Genomic DNA, 20,249 nt, shown 5'->3' with positions numbered 1-20,249 from the left:
CAAACGTATATAATCGAACAATCACTTTTTTGGTAACACTCGAGCGGCAGTGCTCGTCTAGACTGAAAGTGACATCACCAATAAGGGATTATGACGCGATGACCTCCGCCGTGCTTTATACGCTGTTTCCCGCCGCAGCCACCGTCGTCGGCGCAGCGGTGGCGCTCTATCGCCGCCCCGGTGACGCCGCAATGCGCGTCATCCATCACTTTACCGCCGGCATCGTTTTCGCCGCCGCCGCCACCGAAATCCTGCCCGATCTCAAGCAGCAGTCGCCTGTGGCGGTGTTGCTGGGCGGCGCTGCGGGGGTGCTGTTAATGCTGCTGGTTCGGCGGCTGGGTGAAAAAGCGCAGGGGCCGGTCGGTTTTATCGCCGCGGTCGGCGTCGATATCTTTATCGATGGGCTGGTGCTGGGCATTGCCTTCGCGGCCGGCGCCAAAGCCGGCCTGCTGTTGACGCTGGCGTTAACGCTGGAAGTGCTGTTCCTCGGATTATCGATCGTCGGCGATTTGAAAGACTTTCTCGGCAGGCGGCTGCGTGCCATGGCGGCGATAGTCGGCCTGGCGCTGCTGCTGCCCATCGGTGGCCTGCTGGGGGCGCCGGTGGCCATGCTGGGCACATTTTGGCTGACCGCCTTTTTGGCCTTTGGCCTGATCGCCCTGCTCTACCTGGTGACCGAGGAGTTGCTGGTCGAAGCGCATGAGGGCGGGAAAGAGACACCGTTCGCCACCGCGATGTTCTTTGCCGGCTTCCTGCTACTGTTGCTGCTAGAGGAAGGTTTGGGGTAAAAAAACGGGAATTTCATGGCGCATGCCGCCCGATGGCAACGCTTTGGCTATACTGTGGCAAGCGAAGTTACCGCAGACGTAACGGCTTGGGCGTAAAGGGAAAACGATGTTATTGACGATCGCAAGGTGGCTGTTTCAACTCCCCGGGAAGCTGTTCGGGCTGATTTTCAAAAATCGCCTGAGGATATTTTTGTTCTTCATGCTGGTTGCCATCGCGGTGCTCGGCGCCAAGCGCTATCTGCGCGCCCACCAGTATGACGACGAGTTCAGCCTCGCCGCCCCCGCCGATTACAACCGCGCAATAAAGCGCGAAATGCCGCTGCGCGAAGCGCGTGAACAGTGCGGTGGGCCGTTGCACGACAATGCCGGCCAGCCGTGGCCCGCCTCAGCCGGTTATCTGCATCAGCCGACCAGGCTGCCCGCGACCGGTCTGCATCGGCTGACGCTGGATAATCAGGGCAACGATTTCGCGGTGCTGGTCAAGCTGGAAACGCCGGCGGCGCCGCAGCAGCTGGCGGAAGTCTTTATTCCGCCCGCTGGCAGCTTCGAGGTAAAAATCAATGCGGACGCGGAACACGTGATGAAAATCAAGAACATCAAGACCGGCTGCATGTTCCGCTCCAGGTCATTCAACCTGGATAAACAGCGCGATTGGCGCATGCCGCTGACGCTACAGAAGAACGGCAGTCTGCAGCTGCAATCTATAGGCGACCGCCAATTCTGATCGGGCGCCGGGCAGAAAGAGCCGGCGCCGCGAGGATTACTTTTTCACCGGGTGATCGCGCCGGAACAGCTCCCAGCTTTCAATTTCCTGCCCACTCGGCAAGGTACAGGTGGAATACTGGCCTGCCGCATTCTCTTTGGCGTTCAGCTTGCCGCCGATTTTGGTGCAATACACGTCGGCCGGGTTCGCCATGCCGATCGGTTTCACCTGCGGCGGTGGTGGCGCCTCGTTGGATTTCACGGAACACCCCTGCAACATCGTCATCCCTGCCAGCAGGGAAAGCATCAACGTTTTTTTCATTTTTTCAGCTTATGCAAAAACGAACGGCGGAGCGCTCCGCCGTTCGCTCATCATGAAATAAAGGATTTGCCCTGTTTCAGCACCAGATCGCAGGCTTTTTGCTTCACCTTCTCGGTGATCTGCGAGGTGCCCAGGCTGTTCAGATCCAGACTCTTGCCTTCGCCGGTCTGCAGCAAGCCGCCCAGGCCCTGCTGATAATCCTGGCTCTTGGCGTTTTCGGTGCTGGTGATGCCCAGCTTGCTGAGCAGCTGATCTTTCACCCCTTCGGCGCCGTTAGCCGACAGCACGTTGTTTTTCACGCAGTACTGCAGGATACCGGCGGCATTGGTCATGCTGCTGGAGCTCAGCGCCTTGTCGCCGCCGTTCAGCAGACCGGTCAACGAGGAGAGTGACATGCCGCTGCTGCTATCGCCGCCCGACTTGCTCAGTTCACCCGCCGCGCTGCTGAGGGAATCCATCAGCCCGGCGGCCTGGGAGGCACCGCTGGCCAGGGTAGCGGACAGCGCCAAGGCCAGCAGTAAACGATGTTTGGTGATCATAGTGGTGAAACTCCTGTAATAACGGCATGCGATCGGCGCAGCGCGCCGGGATATCCTTCCGACGCCGCCGGCGGCGACAAGTTCCTTTTATCTCGCCACCGCGCCATTTTTCGGAATTCAGGAAATTTAGAACTGCCAGCGCAGCCAGGCGAAGAACACGTTGCCGTTGTTATAGGTACCGGGAATGTAGGTCGCCTGGAACGTCAGCCGCTGATAGCCGATAGAGGCCAGCGGCAGCGGCGCCGGAATAGGGATGTATTTCCAGTTGTCGCGCGCGGTGACGCTGGCGGTGAAGCCCAGCCCCAGGCGGAAATCCTTGTCATCCAGCGGGCGCCAGATCTTCTCGTAGGCGTAACCACCGATCGGCTCCCATTTGTTGAAGGAGTCCTTGAACGCCATGATGTAGATGCCGTGCCAGTCACCGTCGCTGTCGTAGCGGGAGATGCCGTAACCGGCGCCCCACGGGCGCTCGTTGTACTTATCGATATGTTCATCATCGTAAGTCCAACGGTTGTGCCAGGTGATGGCCGGGATATAGAGATCGTGGTTAGGCGAGTTGTTCCAGGTCTCCGCCACGTTATCGGTAAAACGCTGCCATAGACCCGGTTTTTCAGCCTGTGCGGTATTGCCACTTTCTGTACCAACCTCAGCGTAAGAAGGCAGTGCAGGAAATATCAACGCCAGAGAACATGCCAAAAGAGTCCGTTTGAGAAACATCGTAAAGCTCCTGTAAAAATACGGCCGCAGATTCTTACCGATAGCCCAGGCAAGATCAAGCTGTATCTAATTTATCCAACGCCCGTTGTGCTTTGGTTAAGTTTAGCACCGGAATATTCCCAATAATTTTTAACAGGTTGCACCGGTTTCCCCTATGCTATCGCCTTTAGGAGGGCAAAACCGTGGGAAAAGTCCGCTTTGTCGTTCGCTACTCGCGGGCCAGGTGCTTGACCAATACATCGACATCGAGGCGGTTCACAAATTCCAGAGAATATGAGGAATAGAGGCCGAACAGGCGGTTTTGGTGCCCGACCACCACCAGATCGATGCCAGCCTGATGAATGAAATCGCTCACGTCCTTAAAGCGCCGGATGGTGACGATTTCCTTGACCGCAACCGGCGCCTCGACGGCGCTCACCAGCCGGCTCAGCATCGCCTTGGCGGCGATCACCTCCTGCGCCTGGCGATCTTTGACCAGCGCATCGCTGCCGTACTCCAGCTCGGCGTAGTCGGCGTTAAGGTGGCCGACGGTGAGGGCAATCGGCAGCCCGCGCACCATCGCCACCGTTTGACGCAGCAACGGCAGCCCGTCACGCTCATCATGAATCAGTACCAGAATATGTCGATAGCTTTTCATCGCAGTTCCCCCCACAGGCCAGTACCGCGGGGACATCATCCCCTCTGGTAGGTATACGCCATCTGCGCGCACGTAGAGAAAAGTTTACGTATCACTTCCTACGGAATGTGATGGCCACCACGTTATATTAATGCCCGTGACGGCACATTTTAGCGCCGGCCCGACGTGGCGCGCACTGCAGGCCCGTAAAGCAAAGCTGACGAAAAAAGGCGGACAAAAAACGATCGTTGTTAATTTTTTGTTTTTGATTGGTTACAAGGTGGTTTCATGAAATAAGCGTGCGGCGGATCACCAAAATCCCCCTTTACGCCAGGTTCTGCTTTTCTTTCCCAGGCAAAAAGCGTTACGCCACCCGATGGGATTTAACGCGGCGTCAAAAGTACCGGATGACTCACCCTGCATCACGATAAATGCCAATGCGCCGCCGCTTCTCTAGCGATATACCGACAATGAAAAATACCGTCTCTTTCCAATATCCAATACCCCTACTTTTTATGTATTACTCAATCGCGTAAAGCGCCGAATACAAACCGCCTATTCACCGGCCGCCCCCCTTATCTTGAACAAGCTGAGACTTTAAATAACTGTTAATGCTAACGACACAACATCGCCAGCAATTTATTTTTGCTGATTTTCGCCTGACAAAATAAAGATAAATAATCCGGAGCAATCAATGAAAATAACTATCGGGTCATTCATTCTGCAACAGCTTCACGCCCTGAACGTCGATCGTATTTATGGCGTGCCCGGCGACTATAACCTCAGCCTGCTGGAGCTGCTGGAAAACGACGAGCGGCTGGCGTTTGTCGGCAACTGCAATGAATTGAACGCCTCCTACGCCGCAGACGGTTACGCCCGCATGAAAGGCGCCGGCGCGCTGATCGTCACCTACGGCGTCGGCGATCTGGCCGCGCTGTCCGGCATCGCCGGGGCCTATGCCGAATCTTCGCCGGTTATCTGCATCGCCGGCACGCCGCCGCTGCATGCGATGAAGAATCATCAGCTCTTGCACCATACCCTGGGCGATGGGAATTTCGACAACGTCATGAACTGCTTTAAACAATTCACCGTCGCTCAGGCTCTGATCACGCCGGAAAATGCCGCACAAGAAATACCACGCGTTATTTCCCGTGCCTGGATAGAGAAGAAACCGGTGTATTTACAGCTGCCGTCGGATATTTGCGATGTGGAAATTGAAATCGCCGCGGCGGCGACGGCACCGCAATTACCGGCCAGCGATAAATACAATGTGCAATTAGCGGCGATGGCGCTGTTAACCAAAATCAAACGCGCACAGCGCCCAATCATGTTGGTCGATCAAATGGTGGATCGCTACCAGTTGCAGCAGTTGGTCATCGCGGTCGCTCACCGCTTCGCCATTCCGCTGACCAATATGCCCACCGCCAAATGCATTATCCCGGAAAACACCGCCGGTTGGATGGGCGGCTACAGCGGCAATCTGTCGCGCCCCGAACTGTATGAACACATGGCCCACTCGGACTGCGTGCTGAGCTTCGGCGTACGTCTGGTAGACTCCACCACCGGCTATTTCTCGCAGCAAATTCCCGCCGCCGCTCAGGTGGATATTCAGCCGTTTTCGATGAAACTGGACAACACCTCCTACCCAGCGGTAGCGACGGCGGATCTGCTGCAGGCACTGCTGGATCTGAGCGAAGACGCGCCGGCGCAGCGTTTATCACCGCTGGCCGATCCCCGTGAGAAGCTGGCGACGCCGAGCGACGCGCCTATCGACCAGGCCTATCTGTGGAGACGCATCCAACGCTTCATCCAGGCGGATGACGTGGTAGTGGTGGAAAACGGCACCTCAGGCGCGGCCATCGGCGGCATGCGCATGCCAGGGGGCGTCAAGGTGGTCAACCAACCGATTTGGGGCTCGATCGGTTATACCCTGCCGGCGCTGCTCGGCACCCTGATGGCGGCGCCGGAGCGCCGCCACCTGCTGTTCATCGGCGACGGCTCCTTCCAGCTCACCGCGCAGGAAGTGTCTACCCTGCTGCGCTGCGAGCAAAAGCCGATCATCTTCCTGATCAACAACGACGGCTACACCATTGAACGCTATATCCTCGGCGAAAACTCGTCTTACAACGACATCAGCCCGTGGGACTACGCCAAACTGCCGGCGGTATTGAATACCCAGGCGCAGCCGTTCAGCGTGGCGGTGGAAACCACGCAACAGCTGGAAATGGCCCTGGAACACGCCTCGCGGCAGGATCGGCTGGCGTTTATCGAGGTGAAAGTGCCGATGATGGACACGCCGCCGGTGATGAAAGAGTTCTGTAACCGCTGCAACAGCTTTAACTTTGGCCTGACCAACCCGCGTCGCAGCGCCTGATGCGCGATCGCGCCGCCGGTGGTTCAGGAAACCGGCGGCGTTTTTTTATGCCGTTACCCGCCGGCGCGCGCCATGCAGCGCTGGCGGCGTTCGTCCACCCGCTTGGCGAACCAGGCGGTGGTCAGCTTGCGGGTGATTTTCGGGCTCTCCAACTGGATACCCGGCAGCATCTCACGCGGCAGCTTGCCGCCCGCCAGCGCATAGACCTTCTTATACAGCTCGGTGTCGGCAAAGCCGGCCGTGTCGCCTTTCTCCAGCGCCCGGCGAATGGCGCTGTCGCTCATGTTCAGGCGCTTGCCGAGCGTGCGCACCGCCAGCTCGGTCGAACCGGGCTTGTCGCTGCCGAAATCGATAAGATCGCCGTCCAGCGCCAGCGGAATGGCGCTCGCCCGGCTGACCGCGTTTTGGAACGCCGCGTTGCGGCTGGCGTACCAGCCGGCGTTGAAGTCGGCGAAGCGGTAAATCGGCCGGCTGTAATCGGCCGGGTACCCCAGCAAATGCATAATGCCGAAGTACATACCGCCGCGCCGGCTGAAAACTTCGCGGCGAATCGAGCCGTCGACCGGATAAGGGTACCCTTTGGCGTGCACCTCGGCGAAGGCGATGCTCACCTGCATCGGGCCGCCGGTATGTACCGGATTTAAATGGCCGAACAGCTTCTGCCCCATCGGCACGCGGTCGATCATGTCATCGAAGATATCGCTCAGATCCTTCTCGGTGCGCACCTTATCCAGCCGCTCGCTGTAGCTCTGGCCGTTCGACGACGAAATCTTCAATGCGGTGTGCACCAAAAAGTTCGGGATATGCATCTGATCGGCGCGGCGGTCGATCTCCTTCCAAGCGATCTTCGGCAGCCCCGGCACCTGCGGGTTAGCCTGGAACGTCGACTCCTGTTCGGTCACCGCCAGCACCGAACACAGGTTCTCATCGCTCGGCTCGATGCCCTGCGCGGCGAAGGCGGCGGTAATATCGGTAGCCCAGCCCTGCCGATCGCCGGCGTTAGCCGGGATCAGCGTCATCAGTCGGGCTTTGACGTCGGCGGGGCGCGCCGCCGGTGCCGTGGTGGTGGTTTTGCTGGTACAGCCCGCCAGCGCCAGCAGCGCGGCCAGGCTTAGCAAACGGAAGGGCATCGGGTGGAATAAACGAAGTATCGGCATCTTTTCCCTGAACGTGATGACATGAACAGCACTGAAATTAGCCCAGCCGCCGCGCACAATCCAGTATAAATATACCCGTTCCGCCGCACAGGTGGGCCGGGAAATACCCAACAACGCAGGGAGAACAAAATGATCGAACTCAAAGAAATGACGGCGCAGGAACTGGATCACTACCGTAAATACGGGGTAAAGGCTTACGCAGACGATTTGGCGCGTTCGTTTCAGCTCAGCCAGGAACACGCGTTGATCGAGGCCGAAGCCAATTTCAAACGAGGGCTGGCGATGCCCGGCCAACGGTTGGTATGCGCGAGGCTGCCGAATGTCGAGGACAGCATCGCCACCGTCTGGTACGCCATTGAGCAACGAACCTTCGGTAAGCAGCTGTTTATCTATGATTTTGAAGTGACGCACGCCTGGCGTGGCAAAGGCTATGGCGAGCGGGTACTAAATGCGGTGCTGGACGCGGCGAGAGCACAGGGGGCGGAATATGCCGAACTGACGGTGTTCAACGATAATCCGACGGCCGCGCGCCTGTATTCCAAGTTAGGTTTCGATGCGGTCACCACCCGTATGCGCCGCCGTTTGTAGCAATAGGTTTGCGAAGCTCGGGATTTTCAAATGACGAATAAAGATGTATTTTATATGCATCATATAAATCACTTTGCTTGCCCAGCCAAAGGAGCCCCCTATGGAGCAGCAGCTGCTTTGCTATAAAACCCTGCCAGAATGGAACAGCGACACGCTGCCGGCGGCCTTCCGCCAGCGCCACAACACCCAGAGCGGCACCTGGGCGAAGCTCACCGTACTGAGCGGGAACCTGACGTTCGCCATGATGACCGAAGACGGCGCCACCACCGAGACCTGGCAGTTCAGCCCCGAAAGCCAGCCGCCGTTTATCGCACCGCAGCAGTGGCATCGCATCGTTTCCTTTTCGGACGACATGACCTGCCGGCTGGCGTTTTACTGCACGCCGGAAGATTACTACCACAAGAAATACGAACTGACGCGCACCCACTCCGAAGTGATCGAAGCGGCGGCGCGCATCGCGCCGGGCAAGGCGCTGGATCTGGGCTGCGGCGGCGGGCGCAATTCGCTCTATCTCAATCTGAAAGGTTTCGACGTCACCGCCTGGGACAAGCACGCGCCGTCGATAGCCCGCCTCAATCAGATCGTCGACGCCGAGCAGCTGACCCGCCTGAGTGCCGGGGTGCAGGATCTCAATACCCATCGCTTCAGCGGCGACTACGACTTCATCCTGTCCACCGTGGTAATGATGTTCCTCGAGCGGCAGCAGATCCCGCCTATCGTGCAAAACATGCAGGACAGCACCGTGCGCGGCGGCCATAACCTGATCGTGGCGGCGATGGATACCGAGGATTATCCCTGCCCGCTGCCGTTCCCGTTCACCTTCAGCCCGGGTGAGCTGAAGCATTATTATCGCGACTGGGAGATCCTCAAATACAACGAGGACGTCGGCCAACTGCACAAGACCGACGCCAACGGCAACCGCATCTCGCTGCGCTTCGCCACCCTGCTAGCGCGCAAGCTATAGCGCGTCGTGAAAGATCACCCCCAGCGTGTGGCGTTGGCCGGCGCGTATCCGGCTGACGCCGTGGCGCAGATTGACCCGATAGTAGCCTTTCACTCCCGCCACCGGCCGATGATGCACGGCGAACACCACGGCGTCGCCCTGCTGCAGCGGCACCACCTCCGGCCGGCTCTGCATCCGCGGCCGCTGTTCGGTCAGCACGAATTCGCCGCCGGTGAAATCCCGCTCGGGGACGGAGAGCAAAAATGCCACCTGCAGCGGAAACACCCGCTCGCCGTACAGATCCTGATGCAGGCAGTTGTAATCTCCCGCTTCGTAACGCAACAGCAGCGGCGTCGGCCGCCGTTGGCCGGCCCGGTGGCATTCGGCCAGGTAAACCTCATGGTCGGCGGGATAACGCACCGCCAGGCCCAATAAGGCGTTCCAACGGTTGGCCACCGGCGCCAGCCGCGCATACATCAGGCTGCGCGCTTCGGCCACCGGCGACGGCAGCGGATAGGTGAAATAGCGGTACTCGCCGCGGCCAAAACCGTGCTTCTCCATCACGACGCGGCTGCGGAAGTGCGCATCCTGCGGGTAGAGCGCCGCCAGCTCGCGGCACAGCTCTTGGCTGAGCACGCTGGGCAACCGCGCGCAACCTTGCGTATCGAGTTCGCACTCGATGGCCGCCCAGTCCAATTCGGCCAGCCGCGCCGCCAGCGCGCCGCTCATCGCTGCGCCTCTTTTTCCAGCAAGGCTTTCTTGCGCTCGACGCCCCAGCGATAGCCGGACAAGGCGCCGTCGTTGCGCACCACCCGGTGACAGGGGATCGCCACCGCCAGCACGTTGGCGGCGCAGGCGCCGGCCACCGCGCGCACCGCTTTGGGCGCCCCGATGCGCCGAGCGATATCGGCATAGCTGACGGTTTCGCCGACCGGTATCGCCTGCAGCGCCCGCCAGACCCGCTGTTGAAACGCGGTGCCGCGAATATCCAGCGGCAGCGCCAACCCGTTCTCCGGCGCTTCAATCAGGCCCACCACCTGCGCCATCAGCGCTTCATACTGCGCGTCGCCGCCGATCAGCTCGGCGTTGGGGAATTTGTCCTGCAGATCCTGCACCAGCTGCTGCGCATCGTCCCCCAGCAGAATGGCGCAGATGCCCACCTCGCTCTGCGCCGCCAGGATCTCGCCCAGCGAACAGCGCCCGACGGCGAAATGAATGCGCATGCCTTTGCCGCCGGCTCGGTAGGCCTTCGGCGTCATGCCCAGCGCGGCGTTGGCTTGTTGGTAGAAGCGGCCGTTGGCGCCATAGCCGGCGTCGAAGATCGCGTCGGTCACCGTTTCCTGCTGCGTAAGGCCGGTGCGCAAGCGTTGGCTGCGCTGCGCGTCGGCGTAGCCTTTCGGCGTCAGGCCGGTGATCGCTTTGAACAGCCGGTGGAAATGGTATTGGCTCAACCCGACGTGGCGCGCCAGCGTCTGCAGCGACGGCGCTTTCTCCGCCCGTTCGATATAGCGGCAGGCCTCGGCTATCTGCCGCGCATGCTGTTCCGTCAACGGCGTCAGCCCCTGCCGGCAGCGTTTGCAGGGCCGATAGCCCGCCGCTTCCGCCTGTTCGGCATCGTCGAACAGCTCCACGTTTTGCCGATTCGGCTGACGTGACGGGCAAGAAGGCGAGCAATACACGCCGGTGGTTTTCACCGCGTAGATAAAGCGGCCGTCGGCGTGCTTGTCGCGGCTGACGATCGCCAGCCAGCGCGGATCGGCGCTGTCGATTACGTTTTTCATCATCCGTTCCTCACTGCGGTTTCGATGTTAACCAGCATAGTGACGGGCCGTTGGCGAAACACGCCGACTCTTGCTTTTTAATTCGGCGCCGACGTTTTCAACAATGTTTCGACAATTTTTAACCAACAACATGAAGTTTATTACGTTGCCAACCCGGTTGCACGGCGTTAGGATCGCGGCCGGCCACGGGCGTGGCCAGTGTTTCTGCCTGTTAGTTGCGCGCATGGAGAGGTTATTGTGTTAGAGAGTTTTGGCGTCCTGAATTTATGGACCTATTTGGCCGGGGTGGTCTTCATCATCATTCTGCCGGGGCCGAATACGCTGTACGTGCTGAAAACCGGCATATCGCGCGGCGTGCGCGCCGGCTATACCGCGGCGCTGGGCGTGTTTATCGGCGATGCGATCCTGATCTTTTGCGCCTATATCGGCGTGGCTTCGCTGATCCGCACCACGCCGTTCCTGTTTACCCTGGTGCGTTTTCTCGGCGCGATTTACCTGCTGTTCCTTGGCGCAAAAATCCTCTACGCCACCTTCGTGCAGAAGGCGCAGGCGCAACAGCAACAGATTGAGGGCGGCCACAGCATTCTGCGCAAATCGCTGACGCTGAGCCTGACCAACCCGAAAGCTATTCTGTTTTACGTGTCGTTCTTCGTGCAGTTCATCGATTTCAACTACGCGCACACCGGGCTGTCGTTCACCATTCTGGCGCTGATCCTTGAAGCCGTCAGCTTTATCTACATGAGCACGCTGATCTTCTCCGGCGCGATGCTGGCGCATTTCTTCAACCACAAGAAAGGCCTGGCGAAGCTCGGCAACGGCCTGATCGGCCTGCTGTTCCTCGGTTTCGCCACCCGTCTGGCGACCCTGAGCTCGTGATCCCTCCCGGCCGGCGCCCGCCGGCCTCGGTTTACCCTTCCGTCACGGCAAAATGACACGCAGGACAAACCGAATGTCAGGCAGACCAAAGCCGCCGCTTTCCCGCTGATCTAGACTTGCAGGGTTAACGATAACCTGATGAGCCTGATCGGAGGATGTATGTCTGACAATACCGTAGCCGTGCTGGATAGCGTATCGCGTTTTCTCGATCGTCAGCATGGGCTGTATATCGACGGCCAGTGGCGCGCGTCCGCCGCGGAAGGCCGCCTGGCGGTGTATAACCCCGCCAATGGGCAGCAGATCGCCACCACCGCCGACGCCAATGAACACGACGTCGCACTGGCGGTGCAGTCCGCCCACAAAGCCTTCAGTGAAGGCGTCTGGGCGCAGCGTCTGCCGGTCGAGCGCGAGCGTATCCTGCTGCGCTTCGCCGATCTGGTGGAGCAGCACGCCGAAGAGCTGGCGCAGCTCGAAACCCTGGAGCAGGGCAAATCCATCAACATCGCCCGCGCTTTCGAAGTCGGCAGCACCCTGAACTGGATGCGTTACACCGCCGGGCTGGCGACAAAAATCACCGGTCAAACGCTGGACGTCTCTATTCCGATGCCGCCGGGCGCCAAATATCAGGTTTATACCCGTAAAGAGCCGATCGGCGTGGTCGCCGGCATCGTGCCCTGGAACTTCCCGCTGATGATCGGCATGTGGAAAGTGATGCCGGCGCTGGCCGCGGGCTGCTCCATCGTCATCAAGCCGTCGGAAACCACCCCGCTCACCCTGCTGCGCATCGCCGAGCTGGCGAGCGAAGCCGGCGTGCCGCCGGGCGTGTTCAACGTGGTCACCGGCCGCGGCACCGTGTGCGGCAAAGCGCTGACCGAACATCCACTGATCGCCAAAGTCAGCTTTACCGGCTCCACCCCGGTGGGCAAAAGCATCGCGCGCGCGGCGGCGGATCGCCTGACCCGCGTGACGCTGGAGCTGGGCGGCAAAAACCCGGCCATCGTGCTGAAAGATGCCGATCCGCAGCAGGTGATCGAAGGCCTGATGCTTGGCAGCTTCCTCAATCAGGGGCAGGTATGCGCCGCCAGCTCGCGAATTTATATTGAAGCGCCGATTTATGATCGGTTGGTGGCCGGATTCGAACAGGCGGTGAAATCGCTGTCGGTCGGGCCGGGGATGGATACCGGCGCGCAAATCAACCCGCTGGTGTCGCTCGCGCACCGCAACAAGGTGGCGGCCTACCTGGACGACGCCCGGGCGAAAAACGCTGAGCTTATCGGCGGCGCGGCCGGGCCGGACGCCAACGGCTTCTACATTCCGCCGACGCTGGTGATCAACCCGGACGATCGGCTGAACCTGACGCGCGAGGAAGTGTTCGGCCCGGTGGTCAACCTGATTCGGGTGGCGAGCGCCGAAGAGGCCTTGAGCAAAGCCAACGACACCGACTTCGGGCTGACCGCCAGCCTGTGGACCACCAGCCTGCAGCAGGCGATGGCGCTGACGCCGCGCATTCAGGCCGGCACCGTGTGGGTCAACACCCATACGCTGATCGATCCGAATATGCCGTTCGGCGGATTTAAACAGTCGGGCAGCGGCCGTGACTTCGGCCCGGATTGGCTGGATGCCTACACCGAATCGAAATCGGTCTGCATCCGCTATTGAGTGAAGCGGCGCGGGCCTGGCCCGCGCCCTGACTTACTGATACTGCCGACGGTATTCGCTCGGCGACATGCCGAAACGCTGCTTGAAAGCGGTCGAGAAATGGCTGTGATCGGTGAAGCCCCAGTCGAGGCCGACGCCGGCCAGTTTTTCCTGCCCGGCGGCGCTGCGCAGCGCCTGCGCGCACAGATCCAGCCTGCGGTTCCTGATGTACTGCGCCACCACCATCCCCTGACGGGCGAACACCCGATACAGGCTGCGTAACGACACCCCCAACTCGGCCGCCACCCACTCAGGGCGCAGCTGCGCCGACTGAATATGCCTGTCGATCAATGCCAGCGCCTTGTCGAAGACCGGTTGCTGCCCCTCCGGGCGCGCCTGTTCGAGCGCCAGCGCCGGGCGCAGCAACGCCGCCAGCGCATTCAGCACCGCCTCGCTTTCCGCCGCGGCAAGCTGAGGATCCTGCATACTGCTCAGCACCAGCTGGCGGCTGAGGCGCACCGCGCTGAGCTCAGCCCCGAGACGCTGGGCGCAAGGCGGCGGCACCGGCAGGCAGCCGCGCGGCAACAGCAGAGAGATTTGGCGCGAATCGCGCTGGAAGGTAAAGCTACTGGGGCGTGAGGCGTCGATCAGCGTCATGTCGCCGGGAGAGAGCACCGTTTGGCGATCGCCCTGCTCCATCAACGCGCTGCCGCGCAGCTGGAAAACGGTGAAAAAGTGCGCACCGTCACTGCGGGCGATCTCGCTCGGCGTGCGGTACAGCCGGGCCTGAGACACGTCGACCACGCTCAGACGCAGGGCATGAGCGCGAAACTCCTGCATCGCCCCGCTGAAGCCGGGCCCCAGCGTTTTTGCGCAGAATCGGCCGCAGGCGGTGTTGATTTTCCCCAGCCACTCTTCAAAGCCGGCGTCCCGGAGCGTTGCCAATGCCGTCATGATCTCTCCCTTCAAACGCCGGCGGTGCTGCGCCGTTGAACAGAAAAACACCATAACAATCCGTTAACACACAATCAATGGCGAACGGGGGATTTGGCGTCGCGATCACAGATCATCGGGCGCTGTCATTCATCCGCCACGAAACCGTCATCTCATCGTCACAGGCCTCGCCAAAAATACAGGCTGATCTCCCCTTCACGTTGACACCCTGGACATGACCCGATGAAATCGTTGCAAAAATCCGTTTTAGCGCTGTGTTTGTTTACCACCAGCGCCCTGGCCGCGTTCCACGCGCAGGCGGCAGAGGAAGCCCAACCGTTCACCACCGCGCAGCAGGTGGATCTGACCCACATCCTGCCGCCGCCGCCGGCCAACGACTCGGCGCAGACCCAGCGCGAACTGCGGGAAGTGCTCGACATGCAGCAGAAACGCACGCCGGAAATGGCCAGCCAGGCCAAGGCGGATGCGGAAGAGAACGTCTGGGTGTACAGCAACGTGATGGGGCCGAAGTTCAACGCCAAAGCGCTGCCGGCCGTGAGCGCCTTCTTCGATCGCATCGTCGCGACCGAAGCGGCGGTGGTGGATCCGGCGAAAGATTTCTGGAAGCGCCCGCGCCCGCATATGCTGGACAGCCGCATCGAGCCGATCGTCAAGCGCTCCAGCTCCGGCTCCTGGCCTTCCGGCCACACCACGCTGGGCACGCTGATGGGCATCACCTTAGCCAATATGGTGCCGGAAAAGCGCGCCGCCATCATGACGCGCGCCTGGCAATACGGTGACAACCGAGTAGTGGCAGGGATCCACTATCCTTCCGATATCGAGATGGGCCGCATCGCCGGCAGCGTCATCAGCCAGCAGCTTTCACAGCAGCAGGATTTCCAGCAGCAGTACCGGCAAGCGCGCGACGAGCTGCGCCAGGCGCTGGATTTGCCTGCGGATAAATAGACCCGGCGGCTAACACCGGGCCCTGACGGCCCGGTTTACGGCTGTTTGTCCAACAGGTAACGCACCACCGCGGCGTACTCTTTGGCGTAGCCTTCAACGCTGGTGCTGGCCATGCCGGCATTGTCTATCTTGTATTTGCCTGCCACGTAGAACGACGGGGTGCCGCGCACCTCGAATGCTTTCACCGCTTCGTTCTGCTTGGCGATCAATCCTTTGACCAGCAGGCTGTGGCGCGCGTTTTCATAGGTAGCGACATCGATGCCGGCCGCCGTAAACACCCGCTGAATATCGTCGGCGCCGTTGACGGCGCGCTGTTTCTGCACCGCGTCGAACATCGCCCCTTCAATCTTGTCTTCCACGCCCAGCACCGTCGCCACCGCCCAGGCTTCGGTCAGCTCATTGCCCAGTTTGCCCATCAGGCTGACGTGATATTTGGTGACTTTCTCACCGGCGGGCAGCGCCTGCGCCACGGTACTGCCTACGCGATAGGTCTCGGCGAACTGATAGCAAGGGCCGCAGTAGAAGGAGAAGAACTCCACCACCGCCGGCGCGGCGGCCACCGGCTTATCCAGCCGGGTGTATTGCTCGCCCGCACGGTAATCCGCGGCCTGAACCGCAGGCAGCGCCAACATCAATACGACGGCGGCGGCGAACGAACGCTTAACTTTTGCCAACATAAACACTCCTGGTTTCATCTATGAACATCGTCCTTAGCGGCGGTTTTTATAATCAAATAACCGCCAGAAGACCAGTTTTTATTACCTTCTATTTGTGAGGGATTATGTTCAGCGCCCTTCGTAACCGTCCCAGTAGGCGCCTACCGCCTCTTGCGAGAGCACCTGGCGGCGCTTAGGATTGTCGGCGCTGCTGTAGGCGCGATTAATGAAAATGGTTTTGTGTTCCATGTTCTGCTGGAACTCCGCGCTGGCCAGATAATCGGCCTTTTTCTGCGCCTCGCTGCGCGCCACGCCCGCCACGCGATCCTTTTTCCCCCATTGGTAGAACTGTTCGAACATCGGCACGGCGTTTTTAATGCTGCCGTTCACATCAGTGCGGAATTGCGGATCGAAGTCGTCGCGCGTTTGATAAATGTAGTGCTTGGCATGCTGCTCGGCGCTGCTGAGGTGATGGGTGCAGGCGCTGAGCGCCAACAGCGGCAACAACAACGCCGCGCTTTTCAGTCTTTTCATGTCGTCTGTCCCTGTCAGTGAGGAAGGTTCCTTTAGCGCCACGAGCATAGCGCCGCCACCCGGCAAACGTCAAACGACAAAAAACGCATCACATTGTTTTATATTAATATTATATACACTGATTGGTATTCATTGCCTGAAACACTATGCTTTAACAGAACAGGGTAAACACTCACCGACAGCGAGGCGGCCAATGAAACCGATCGACAAAAACGTGGGGGAGTACGACCTCACGGCGGAAAAAAAAGCGGGCATGATCACCGGCACCATCCGCGGCGAACTGCCGGACAGCGACGCCAATCTGCCGCTGCTGCCCTTCTCCGGCACTTTCGCCGGCCCCAGCGTGGCCGAAGCCATCGCCGATATTCAGCAACAGTTCCCCGACATCGAACCGGCGATTATCGACGATTTGCGCGAGGAACTGCTGAAGGCCGGGTTCTAATCCGGATCGCGGTGCCGCACGAACGGACTGTAGACCGGCGCGCCGGGCTTCAACGCCAGATCGGCGTCAAAATCTTCATTGCGATTGAACGGCACCGCCGGCCAGGTGGAAAACGCGTTCAAACCGTCCCGGTACGTCTGTGTCACCTGTGCCAAAGCGACATTTTGCGCCTCCAGAGCTTCGCCCGCCAACCCGCCGCGCACGCCATAGACCAGGAACGGCTCCAGCACGCTAAAGCCGATATAGTGCAGCGCATGCATGATTGGCCACAGCATCAGCCGCATATCGCCGTCGCGCCCGTTCGGCGCGCAGGCCTGTGCGGAAGCGCCGGCGGTCACGGTCAGCAGCGCCCGCTTACCGCACATCACGCCGTTCTCATGGCGGTGGCGGCTGTCGTAGATCCCGCCGTAAACGAACACCCGATCCATCCAGCCCTTGATGATGGCCGGCGCGCCGAACCACCAGAAAGGGAACTGCAGCACCAGCGTATCCGCCCAGCGCAACAGCTCGATATGCCGCTGGATCTCCGCCGGCAGCGCCTGGATCGTCCAGTGATGGCGCTGCTCCTGCATCGCATCGAACCGGTCCACCTGCTTTCTGCTGGGGTAATGGCCGGCGCCCTCGCGCGGATCAAACCCCTCCTGATACAGATCGACCGTTTTCACCTGATGCCCCTGCGCCAGCCAGGCCTGCCGCGCCTGTTCGGCCAAATGGGCATTGAAAGAATGCGGCTCGGGGTGAGCCAGCACAATCAGCACGTTCATCCTGTGTCTCCCGTTGTAAGGTGGTGCTGTTATGCTGTGGCTTTATCGTCCCCTTGGCAATTACGCACCTGAAGGTAACCCCCAATGGCTTATCCCGGCGACGTCTATTCGAGCAAGTGTTCCGCACGCGATGCGCTGGCGCTGATTTCCGGCAAGTGGGTGATGCTGATCCTGCCTGCGCTGGCGCAGCGCCCGATGCGCAACGGCGAGCTGCTGCGCCGCATCGACGGCATTTCGCAGAAGGTGCTGACGCAAACGCTGCGCCAGCTGGAACGCAACGGGCTGCTCGAACGGCTAGATTTAAGTGAAAAGAATCAGGCGCATGTTGAATACCGGCTCAGCGCCGTCGCCTGCTCGCTGGTCGAGACGCTGGCGGCGCTGGACCGATGGGCGGAATACCATTTCCCCGAGCTGGACGCCGCCCGCGAGCGCTATGATGCCGACCGCGGGCGCGAGACCGATTAAAGCGGTTTGGCCCGCAGCGTCTCGCCGCTGCGCACGAAGTTGCCGGCCCCCAGATGATGAATGGTGTGCAGATCCGCATTGGCGGCGGTGAAGTTCCAGCGCCCTTGCTGGAACACCCGCTCGTCCGCTGCCGCGCTCAACACCTCGCCGAAGCAGGTGTCGTATTTTTCCTGTGCGCCGCTTTCCGGCAATAAGCGGCACTCCAGCCACGCCACGCAACCCTGTTCGATCAGCGGCACCTGCAGCGTGGCGCTCGGCGCTGCGGCGATGTGAAAGCGGGCAAACTTGTCTTCATCCAGCCCGGACACACTGCCAACCGCGTAGGTGGCGTCGATGAACATGGCCGCCGGCACGCAAATGCCGAATGCGCCGCTCTCCTCGATCATTTGCCGGCTGTGCGCCCCTTTGTCCACCACAATGGCGATGCGCGGCGGGCTGAACTCCACCGGCATCGACCAGGCGGCGGCCATCACGTTGCGTTTGGCGCCGTCGTGGCTGCGGCTGGTGATCAATACCGTCGGGCCGTGGTTCAGCAGGCGGCTGGCGTGTTCGAGGGCGACAGGACGAAAGTGGCTCATCGGGAAATCCTTGCGAGTGACTGATTGTCCCGCAGTGTAGATCTGCGCTGCGGCGGCAGGCAACGCGGGGCGCACAGAATGCGCAGGTGAGACGCTTGTTCCCCGTCTCGCCATCCGTTATCTATAGTTAGATCAATTCGCCGGTAACGGCCCACTCCACCTGAGGATCTTGCCTTGACGTTTTTAAAACACCCTATCGCCGGATTGGTGCTGGCCGGCTGCGGCCTGCTGTCGGCGGGCGGCGCGCTGGCCGCTTCCGATGCGCTGGTGTACTGCACCGTCGCCTCGCCGGAATCGTTCAACCCGCAGCTCTCCAGCTCCGGGCCGACCTTTATCGCCACCTCGCAGGTGCTGTACAACCGCTTGGTGACGCTGCGCGAAAGCGATAAAACCCCGGCCCCGTCGCTGGCCACCGAGTGGAGCGTCAGCCCGGACGGCAAGACCTATACCTTTACCCTGCGCCAGGGCGTGAAATTCAACAGCAACAAATACTTCACCCCGACACGCGACTTCAACGCCGAAGACGTGGTGTTCACCGTGATGCGGCAGAAGGATCCCGCTAACCCTTATCACAAGGTCTCCGGCGGCAACTATGAATACTTCACCGACATGGGCCTGGATAAGCTGATCACCAAGGTGGAAGCGGTGGACGAGCATCACGTGCGCTTCACGCTGAGCCAGCCCAACGCCGCCTTCGTCGCTGACTGGGCGATGGATTTCGCCTCGATCCTGTCCGCCGAATACGCCGACGCCATGCTGAAAAAGGGCACGCCGGAATACGTCGACAACTGGCCGATCGGCACCGGGCCGTTTGCGCTGCAGCAGTACAAGCAGGATTCGCTGATCCGCTACATCGCCAACCCGCACTACTGGCAGGGCGAAGTGGCCAGCAAGCACCTCATCTTCTCCATCACGCCGGATCCGCAAACCCGGCTGGCCAAGCTGAAAACCAACGAATGCCAGATCATCCCCGCGCCGCTGCCGGAACAGTTCGCCGCCATCAAGGCCGACGGCAACCTGCAGCTGCACGACATTACCGGGCTGAACGTCGGCTATCTGGCGTTCAACACCCAGAAAAAACCGTTCGACAACCTGCTGGTGCGTCAGGCGTTGAGCTACGCGGTGGACAAGAAAGCGATCGTCGCCGCGGTGTTCAAAGACAGCGGCACGCCGGCCAATTCACTGCTGCCGCCGGGCATGCTGGGCTACAACGACAAACTGCCGGAGTACGCCTACGATCCGCAGAAGGCGCGCGCGCTGCTGAAGCAGGCCGGGCTGGAACAGGGCTTTGAAACCGACATCTGGTCGATGCCGGTACAGCGCCCTTACAACCCGAACTCCAAGCGCATCGCCGAGATGATCCAGAGCGACTGGGCGAAGGTGGGCGTGAAGGCCAAGATCGTCACCTGGGAGTGGGGGCAGTATCTGGCCGGGCTGCGCAAAGGCGAGCAACAGAGCGCGCTGTACGGCTGGGTCTCGGACAACGGCGATCCGGACAACTTCGCCACCCTGCTCGGCTGCGCCGGCGTGCAGAGCGGCGCCAACGTGGCACGCTGGTGCGATAAGGATTATGACCGGCTGATCCAGCAGGCGATCCAGGAGAACCAGCCGCAGGCGCGCGCCAAGCTGTATCAACAGGCGCAGGTGATCTTCGCCAAACAGGCGCCGTGGCTGCCGCTGGCCACCGGCAAAGTGTTCTACGCCACCCGCAGCAACCTGAGCGGCTATGTGGTGGACGTGAACGGCAGCGATTTCGCCAAGGCCAAATTGAACTGATCTTAGGCGCCGCAGCGCGGACTGCGGCGCAACCCGCTTCATCGCTTAATAAGCTGCCAGCCTCTGAACCTATCATTATTAACTTCATAACTTA

23 protein-coding genes are annotated in these 20,249 nt (G+C 60.5%); 11 read left to right on the top strand and 12 right to left on the bottom strand.

Annotation, left to right across the window (positions count from 1 at the left end):
• Window positions 1–98: 98 nt before the first annotated feature.
• A complete protein-coding gene (locus tag ACSJLU_RS04645; RefSeq protein ID WP_049206228.1) occupies window positions 99–788 on the top strand; it encodes a transporter in 690 nt (229 codons plus the stop codon).
• A gap of 106 nt (window positions 789–894) precedes the next feature.
• Complete coding sequence (locus ACSJLU_RS04640; protein WP_193402557.1) at window positions 895–1,512, top strand: hypothetical protein; 618 nt, start codon at window positions 895–897, stop codon at window positions 1,510–1,512.
• Window positions 1,513–1,548: 36 nt separating this feature from the next.
• On the opposite strand, the gene ACSJLU_RS04635 is transcribed toward ACSJLU_RS04640, so the two are convergent.
• The 4 genes from ACSJLU_RS04635 to ACSJLU_RS04620 form a co-directional block, all read right to left on the bottom strand.
• Complete coding sequence (locus ACSJLU_RS04635; protein ID WP_043135572.1) at window positions 1,549–1,812, bottom strand: putative hemolysin; 264 nt, start codon at window positions 1,810–1,812, stop codon at window positions 1,549–1,551.
• Between the two features lie 50 nt (window positions 1,813–1,862).
• Entirely contained in the window at window positions 1,863–2,351 is a 489-nt protein-coding gene (locus ACSJLU_RS04630; protein WP_043135570.1) for a DUF2501 domain-containing protein, read from the bottom strand.
• Window positions 2,352–2,477: 126 nt separating this feature from the next.
• Window positions 2,478–3,068, bottom strand: coding sequence for a lipid IV(A) palmitoyltransferase PagP (gene pagP / locus ACSJLU_RS04625; RefSeq protein ID WP_025301698.1), 591 nt, complete (start codon window positions 3,066–3,068; stop codon window positions 2,478–2,480).
• Between the two features lie 208 nt (window positions 3,069–3,276).
• Complete coding sequence (locus tag ACSJLU_RS04620; RefSeq protein ID WP_025301697.1) at window positions 3,277–3,705, bottom strand: universal stress protein; 429 nt, start codon at window positions 3,703–3,705, stop codon at window positions 3,277–3,279.
• A gap of 673 nt (window positions 3,706–4,378) precedes the next feature.
• On the opposite strand from ACSJLU_RS04620, the gene ACSJLU_RS04615 reads away from it, so the two are divergent.
• On the top strand, window positions 4,379–6,058 hold the full coding sequence (locus tag ACSJLU_RS04615) for an alpha-keto acid decarboxylase family protein (protein ID WP_049206230.1): 1,680 nt from the start codon (window positions 4,379–4,381) through the stop codon (window positions 6,056–6,058).
• 53 nt (window positions 6,059–6,111) lie between these two features.
• On the opposite strand, the gene ACSJLU_RS04610 is transcribed toward ACSJLU_RS04615, so the two are convergent.
• Window positions 6,112–7,215, bottom strand: a complete 1,104-nt coding sequence (locus ACSJLU_RS04610; RefSeq protein ID WP_025301695.1) for a DUF1615 domain-containing protein — start codon at window positions 7,213–7,215, stop codon at window positions 6,112–6,114.
• 129 nt (window positions 7,216–7,344) lie between these two features.
• On the opposite strand from ACSJLU_RS04610, the gene ACSJLU_RS04605 reads away from it, so the two are divergent.
• Both ACSJLU_RS04605 and tehB read left to right on the top strand, forming a co-directional pair.
• A complete protein-coding gene (locus tag ACSJLU_RS04605) occupies window positions 7,345–7,803 on the top strand; it encodes a GNAT family N-acetyltransferase (RefSeq protein WP_025301694.1) in 459 nt (152 codons plus the stop codon).
• A gap of 100 nt (window positions 7,804–7,903) precedes the next feature.
• Window positions 7,904–8,767: an SAM-dependent methyltransferase TehB gene (gene tehB, locus ACSJLU_RS04600; RefSeq protein WP_060432526.1), complete on the top strand. Its 864-nt coding sequence runs from the start codon at window positions 7,904–7,906 to the stop codon at window positions 8,765–8,767.
• On the opposite strand, the gene ACSJLU_RS04595 is transcribed toward tehB, so the two are convergent.
• Both ACSJLU_RS04595 and ada read right to left on the bottom strand, forming a co-directional pair.
• Complete coding sequence (locus ACSJLU_RS04595) at window positions 8,762–9,475, bottom strand: 2OG-Fe(II) oxygenase (protein ID WP_060447663.1); 714 nt, start codon at window positions 9,473–9,475, stop codon at window positions 8,762–8,764. The genes tehB and ACSJLU_RS04595 overlap by 6 nt on opposite strands.
• Window positions 9,472–10,527 (bottom strand): bifunctional DNA-binding transcriptional regulator/O6-methylguanine-DNA methyltransferase Ada, encoded by a 1,056-nt coding sequence (gene ada / locus ACSJLU_RS04590; protein ID WP_099817533.1) that lies wholly within the window; start codon window positions 10,525–10,527, stop codon window positions 9,472–9,474. Before ada ends, ACSJLU_RS04595 begins: the two co-directional genes overlap by 4 nt.
• Before the next feature lie 237 nt (window positions 10,528–10,764).
• On the opposite strand from ada, the gene leuE reads away from it, so the two are divergent.
• Together leuE and ACSJLU_RS04580 are read left to right on the top strand one after the other, a co-directional pair.
• On the top strand, window positions 10,765–11,403 hold the full coding sequence (gene leuE / locus ACSJLU_RS04585) for a leucine efflux protein LeuE (RefSeq protein WP_004940625.1): 639 nt from the start codon (window positions 10,765–10,767) through the stop codon (window positions 11,401–11,403).
• Window positions 11,404–11,562: 159 nt separating this feature from the next.
• Complete coding sequence (locus ACSJLU_RS04580) at window positions 11,563–13,062, top strand: aldehyde dehydrogenase family protein (protein ID WP_016928934.1); 1,500 nt, start codon at window positions 11,563–11,565, stop codon at window positions 13,060–13,062.
• A 33-nt stretch (window positions 13,063–13,095) separates the two neighbouring features.
• Here ACSJLU_RS04580 and feaR read toward each other — a convergent pair whose 3' ends face one another.
• A complete protein-coding gene (gene feaR / locus ACSJLU_RS04575; RefSeq protein WP_342096697.1) occupies window positions 13,096–13,995 on the bottom strand; it encodes a transcriptional regulator FeaR in 900 nt (299 codons plus the stop codon).
• A 222-nt stretch (window positions 13,996–14,217) separates the two neighbouring features.
• Between feaR and ACSJLU_RS04570 the strand changes: the two genes are divergently transcribed.
• On the top strand, window positions 14,218–14,940 hold the full coding sequence (locus ACSJLU_RS04570; RefSeq protein ID WP_049295113.1) for an acid phosphatase: 723 nt from the start codon (window positions 14,218–14,220) through the stop codon (window positions 14,938–14,940).
• A 35-nt stretch (window positions 14,941–14,975) separates the two neighbouring features.
• On the opposite strand, the gene ACSJLU_RS04565 is transcribed toward ACSJLU_RS04570, so the two are convergent.
• Entirely contained in the window at window positions 14,976–15,617 is a 642-nt protein-coding gene (locus ACSJLU_RS04565; RefSeq protein ID WP_342096698.1) for a DsbA family protein, read from the bottom strand.
• Between the two features lie 108 nt (window positions 15,618–15,725).
• Window positions 15,726–16,130, bottom strand: coding sequence for an Exc2 family lipoprotein (locus ACSJLU_RS04560; RefSeq protein ID WP_046688320.1), 405 nt, complete (start codon window positions 16,128–16,130; stop codon window positions 15,726–15,728).
• A gap of 193 nt (window positions 16,131–16,323) precedes the next feature.
• Here ACSJLU_RS04560 and ACSJLU_RS04555 point away from each other — a divergent pair, with 193 nt between their 5' ends.
• On the top strand, window positions 16,324–16,572 hold the full coding sequence (locus ACSJLU_RS04555; protein WP_019454278.1) for a hypothetical protein: 249 nt from the start codon (window positions 16,324–16,326) through the stop codon (window positions 16,570–16,572).
• Here ACSJLU_RS04555 and ACSJLU_RS04550 read toward each other — a convergent pair.
• A complete protein-coding gene (locus tag ACSJLU_RS04550) occupies window positions 16,569–17,336 on the bottom strand; it encodes an NAD(P)H-dependent oxidoreductase (protein ID WP_342096699.1) in 768 nt (255 codons plus the stop codon). The genes ACSJLU_RS04555 and ACSJLU_RS04550 overlap by 4 nt on opposite strands.
• 84 nt (window positions 17,337–17,420) lie before the next feature.
• On the opposite strand from ACSJLU_RS04550, the gene ACSJLU_RS04545 reads away from it, so the two are divergent.
• A complete protein-coding gene (locus tag ACSJLU_RS04545; RefSeq protein WP_060447667.1) occupies window positions 17,421–17,801 on the top strand; it encodes a winged helix-turn-helix transcriptional regulator in 381 nt (126 codons plus the stop codon).
• Here the strand turns inward: ACSJLU_RS04545 and ACSJLU_RS04540 are convergent.
• Window positions 17,798–18,379 (bottom strand): flavin reductase family protein, encoded by a 582-nt coding sequence (locus tag ACSJLU_RS04540; RefSeq protein ID WP_043135548.1) that lies wholly within the window; start codon window positions 18,377–18,379, stop codon window positions 17,798–17,800. The genes ACSJLU_RS04545 and ACSJLU_RS04540 overlap by 4 nt on opposite strands.
• 174 nt (window positions 18,380–18,553) lie before the next feature.
• On the opposite strand from ACSJLU_RS04540, the gene ACSJLU_RS04535 reads away from it, so the two are divergent.
• A complete protein-coding gene (locus ACSJLU_RS04535; RefSeq protein ID WP_197790733.1) occupies window positions 18,554–20,155 on the top strand; it encodes an ABC transporter substrate-binding protein in 1,602 nt (533 codons plus the stop codon).
• Window positions 20,156–20,249: the final 94 nt, after the last annotated feature.

This window comes from Serratia bockelmannii (genome assembly GCF_051803255.1).
Classification (GTDB): Bacteria; Pseudomonadota; Gammaproteobacteria; order Enterobacterales; family Enterobacteriaceae; genus Serratia; species Serratia bockelmannii.
Note: the sequence above shows the minus strand (reverse complement) of the source record. Positions and strands in the feature narration are given on the sequence as shown.

Bases quoted from the DNA above. Each gene is read 5' to 3' on its own strand.
- ACSJLU_RS04645 (WP_049206228.1), top strand. From the start codon at position 99: ATGACCTCCGCCGTGCTTTATACGCTGTTTCCCGCCGCAGCCACCGTC.
- ACSJLU_RS04640 (WP_193402557.1), top strand. From the start codon at position 895: ATGTTATTGACGATCGCAAGGTGGCTGTTTCAACTCCCCGGGAAGCTG.
- ACSJLU_RS04635 (WP_043135572.1), bottom strand. From the start codon at position 1,812: ATGAAAAAAACGTTGATGCTTTCCCTGCTGGCAGGGATGACGATGTTG.
- ACSJLU_RS04630 (WP_043135570.1), bottom strand. From the start codon at position 2,351: ATGATCACCAAACATCGTTTACTGCTGGCCTTGGCGCTGTCCGCTACC.
- pagP (WP_025301698.1), bottom strand. From the start codon at position 3,068: ATGTTTCTCAAACGGACTCTTTTGGCATGTTCTCTGGCGTTGATATTT.
- ACSJLU_RS04620 (WP_025301697.1), bottom strand. From the start codon at position 3,705: ATGAAAAGCTATCGACATATTCTGGTACTGATTCATGATGAGCGTGAC.
- ACSJLU_RS04615 (WP_049206230.1), top strand. From the start codon at position 4,379: ATGAAAATAACTATCGGGTCATTCATTCTGCAACAGCTTCACGCCCTG.
- ACSJLU_RS04610 (WP_025301695.1), bottom strand. From the start codon at position 7,215: ATGCCGATACTTCGTTTATTCCACCCGATGCCCTTCCGTTTGCTAAGC.
- ACSJLU_RS04605 (WP_025301694.1), top strand. From the start codon at position 7,345: ATGATCGAACTCAAAGAAATGACGGCGCAGGAACTGGATCACTACCGT.
- tehB (WP_060432526.1), top strand. From the start codon at position 7,904: ATGGAGCAGCAGCTGCTTTGCTATAAAACCCTGCCAGAATGGAACAGC.
- ACSJLU_RS04595 (WP_060447663.1), bottom strand. From the start codon at position 9,475: ATGAGCGGCGCGCTGGCGGCGCGGCTGGCCGAATTGGACTGGGCGGCC.
- ada (WP_099817533.1), bottom strand. From the start codon at position 10,527: ATGAAAAACGTAATCGACAGCGCCGATCCGCGCTGGCTGGCGATCGTC.
- ACSJLU_RS04580 (WP_016928934.1), top strand. From the start codon at position 11,563: ATGTCTGACAATACCGTAGCCGTGCTGGATAGCGTATCGCGTTTTCTC.
- feaR (WP_342096697.1), bottom strand. From the start codon at position 13,995: ATGACGGCATTGGCAACGCTCCGGGACGCCGGCTTTGAAGAGTGGCTG.
- ACSJLU_RS04570 (WP_049295113.1), top strand. From the start codon at position 14,218: ATGAAATCGTTGCAAAAATCCGTTTTAGCGCTGTGTTTGTTTACCACC.
- ACSJLU_RS04565 (WP_342096698.1), bottom strand. From the start codon at position 15,617: ATGTTGGCAAAAGTTAAGCGTTCGTTCGCCGCCGCCGTCGTATTGATG.
- ACSJLU_RS04560 (WP_046688320.1), bottom strand. From the start codon at position 16,130: ATGAAAAGACTGAAAAGCGCGGCGTTGTTGTTGCCGCTGTTGGCGCTC.
- ACSJLU_RS04555 (WP_019454278.1), top strand. From the start codon at position 16,324: ATGAAACCGATCGACAAAAACGTGGGGGAGTACGACCTCACGGCGGAA.
- ACSJLU_RS04550 (WP_342096699.1), bottom strand. From the start codon at position 17,336: ATGAACGTGCTGATTGTGCTGGCTCACCCCGAGCCGCATTCTTTCAAT.
- ACSJLU_RS04545 (WP_060447667.1), top strand. From the start codon at position 17,421: ATGGCTTATCCCGGCGACGTCTATTCGAGCAAGTGTTCCGCACGCGAT.
- ACSJLU_RS04540 (WP_043135548.1), bottom strand. From the start codon at position 18,379: ATGAGCCACTTTCGTCCTGTCGCCCTCGAACACGCCAGCCGCCTGCTG.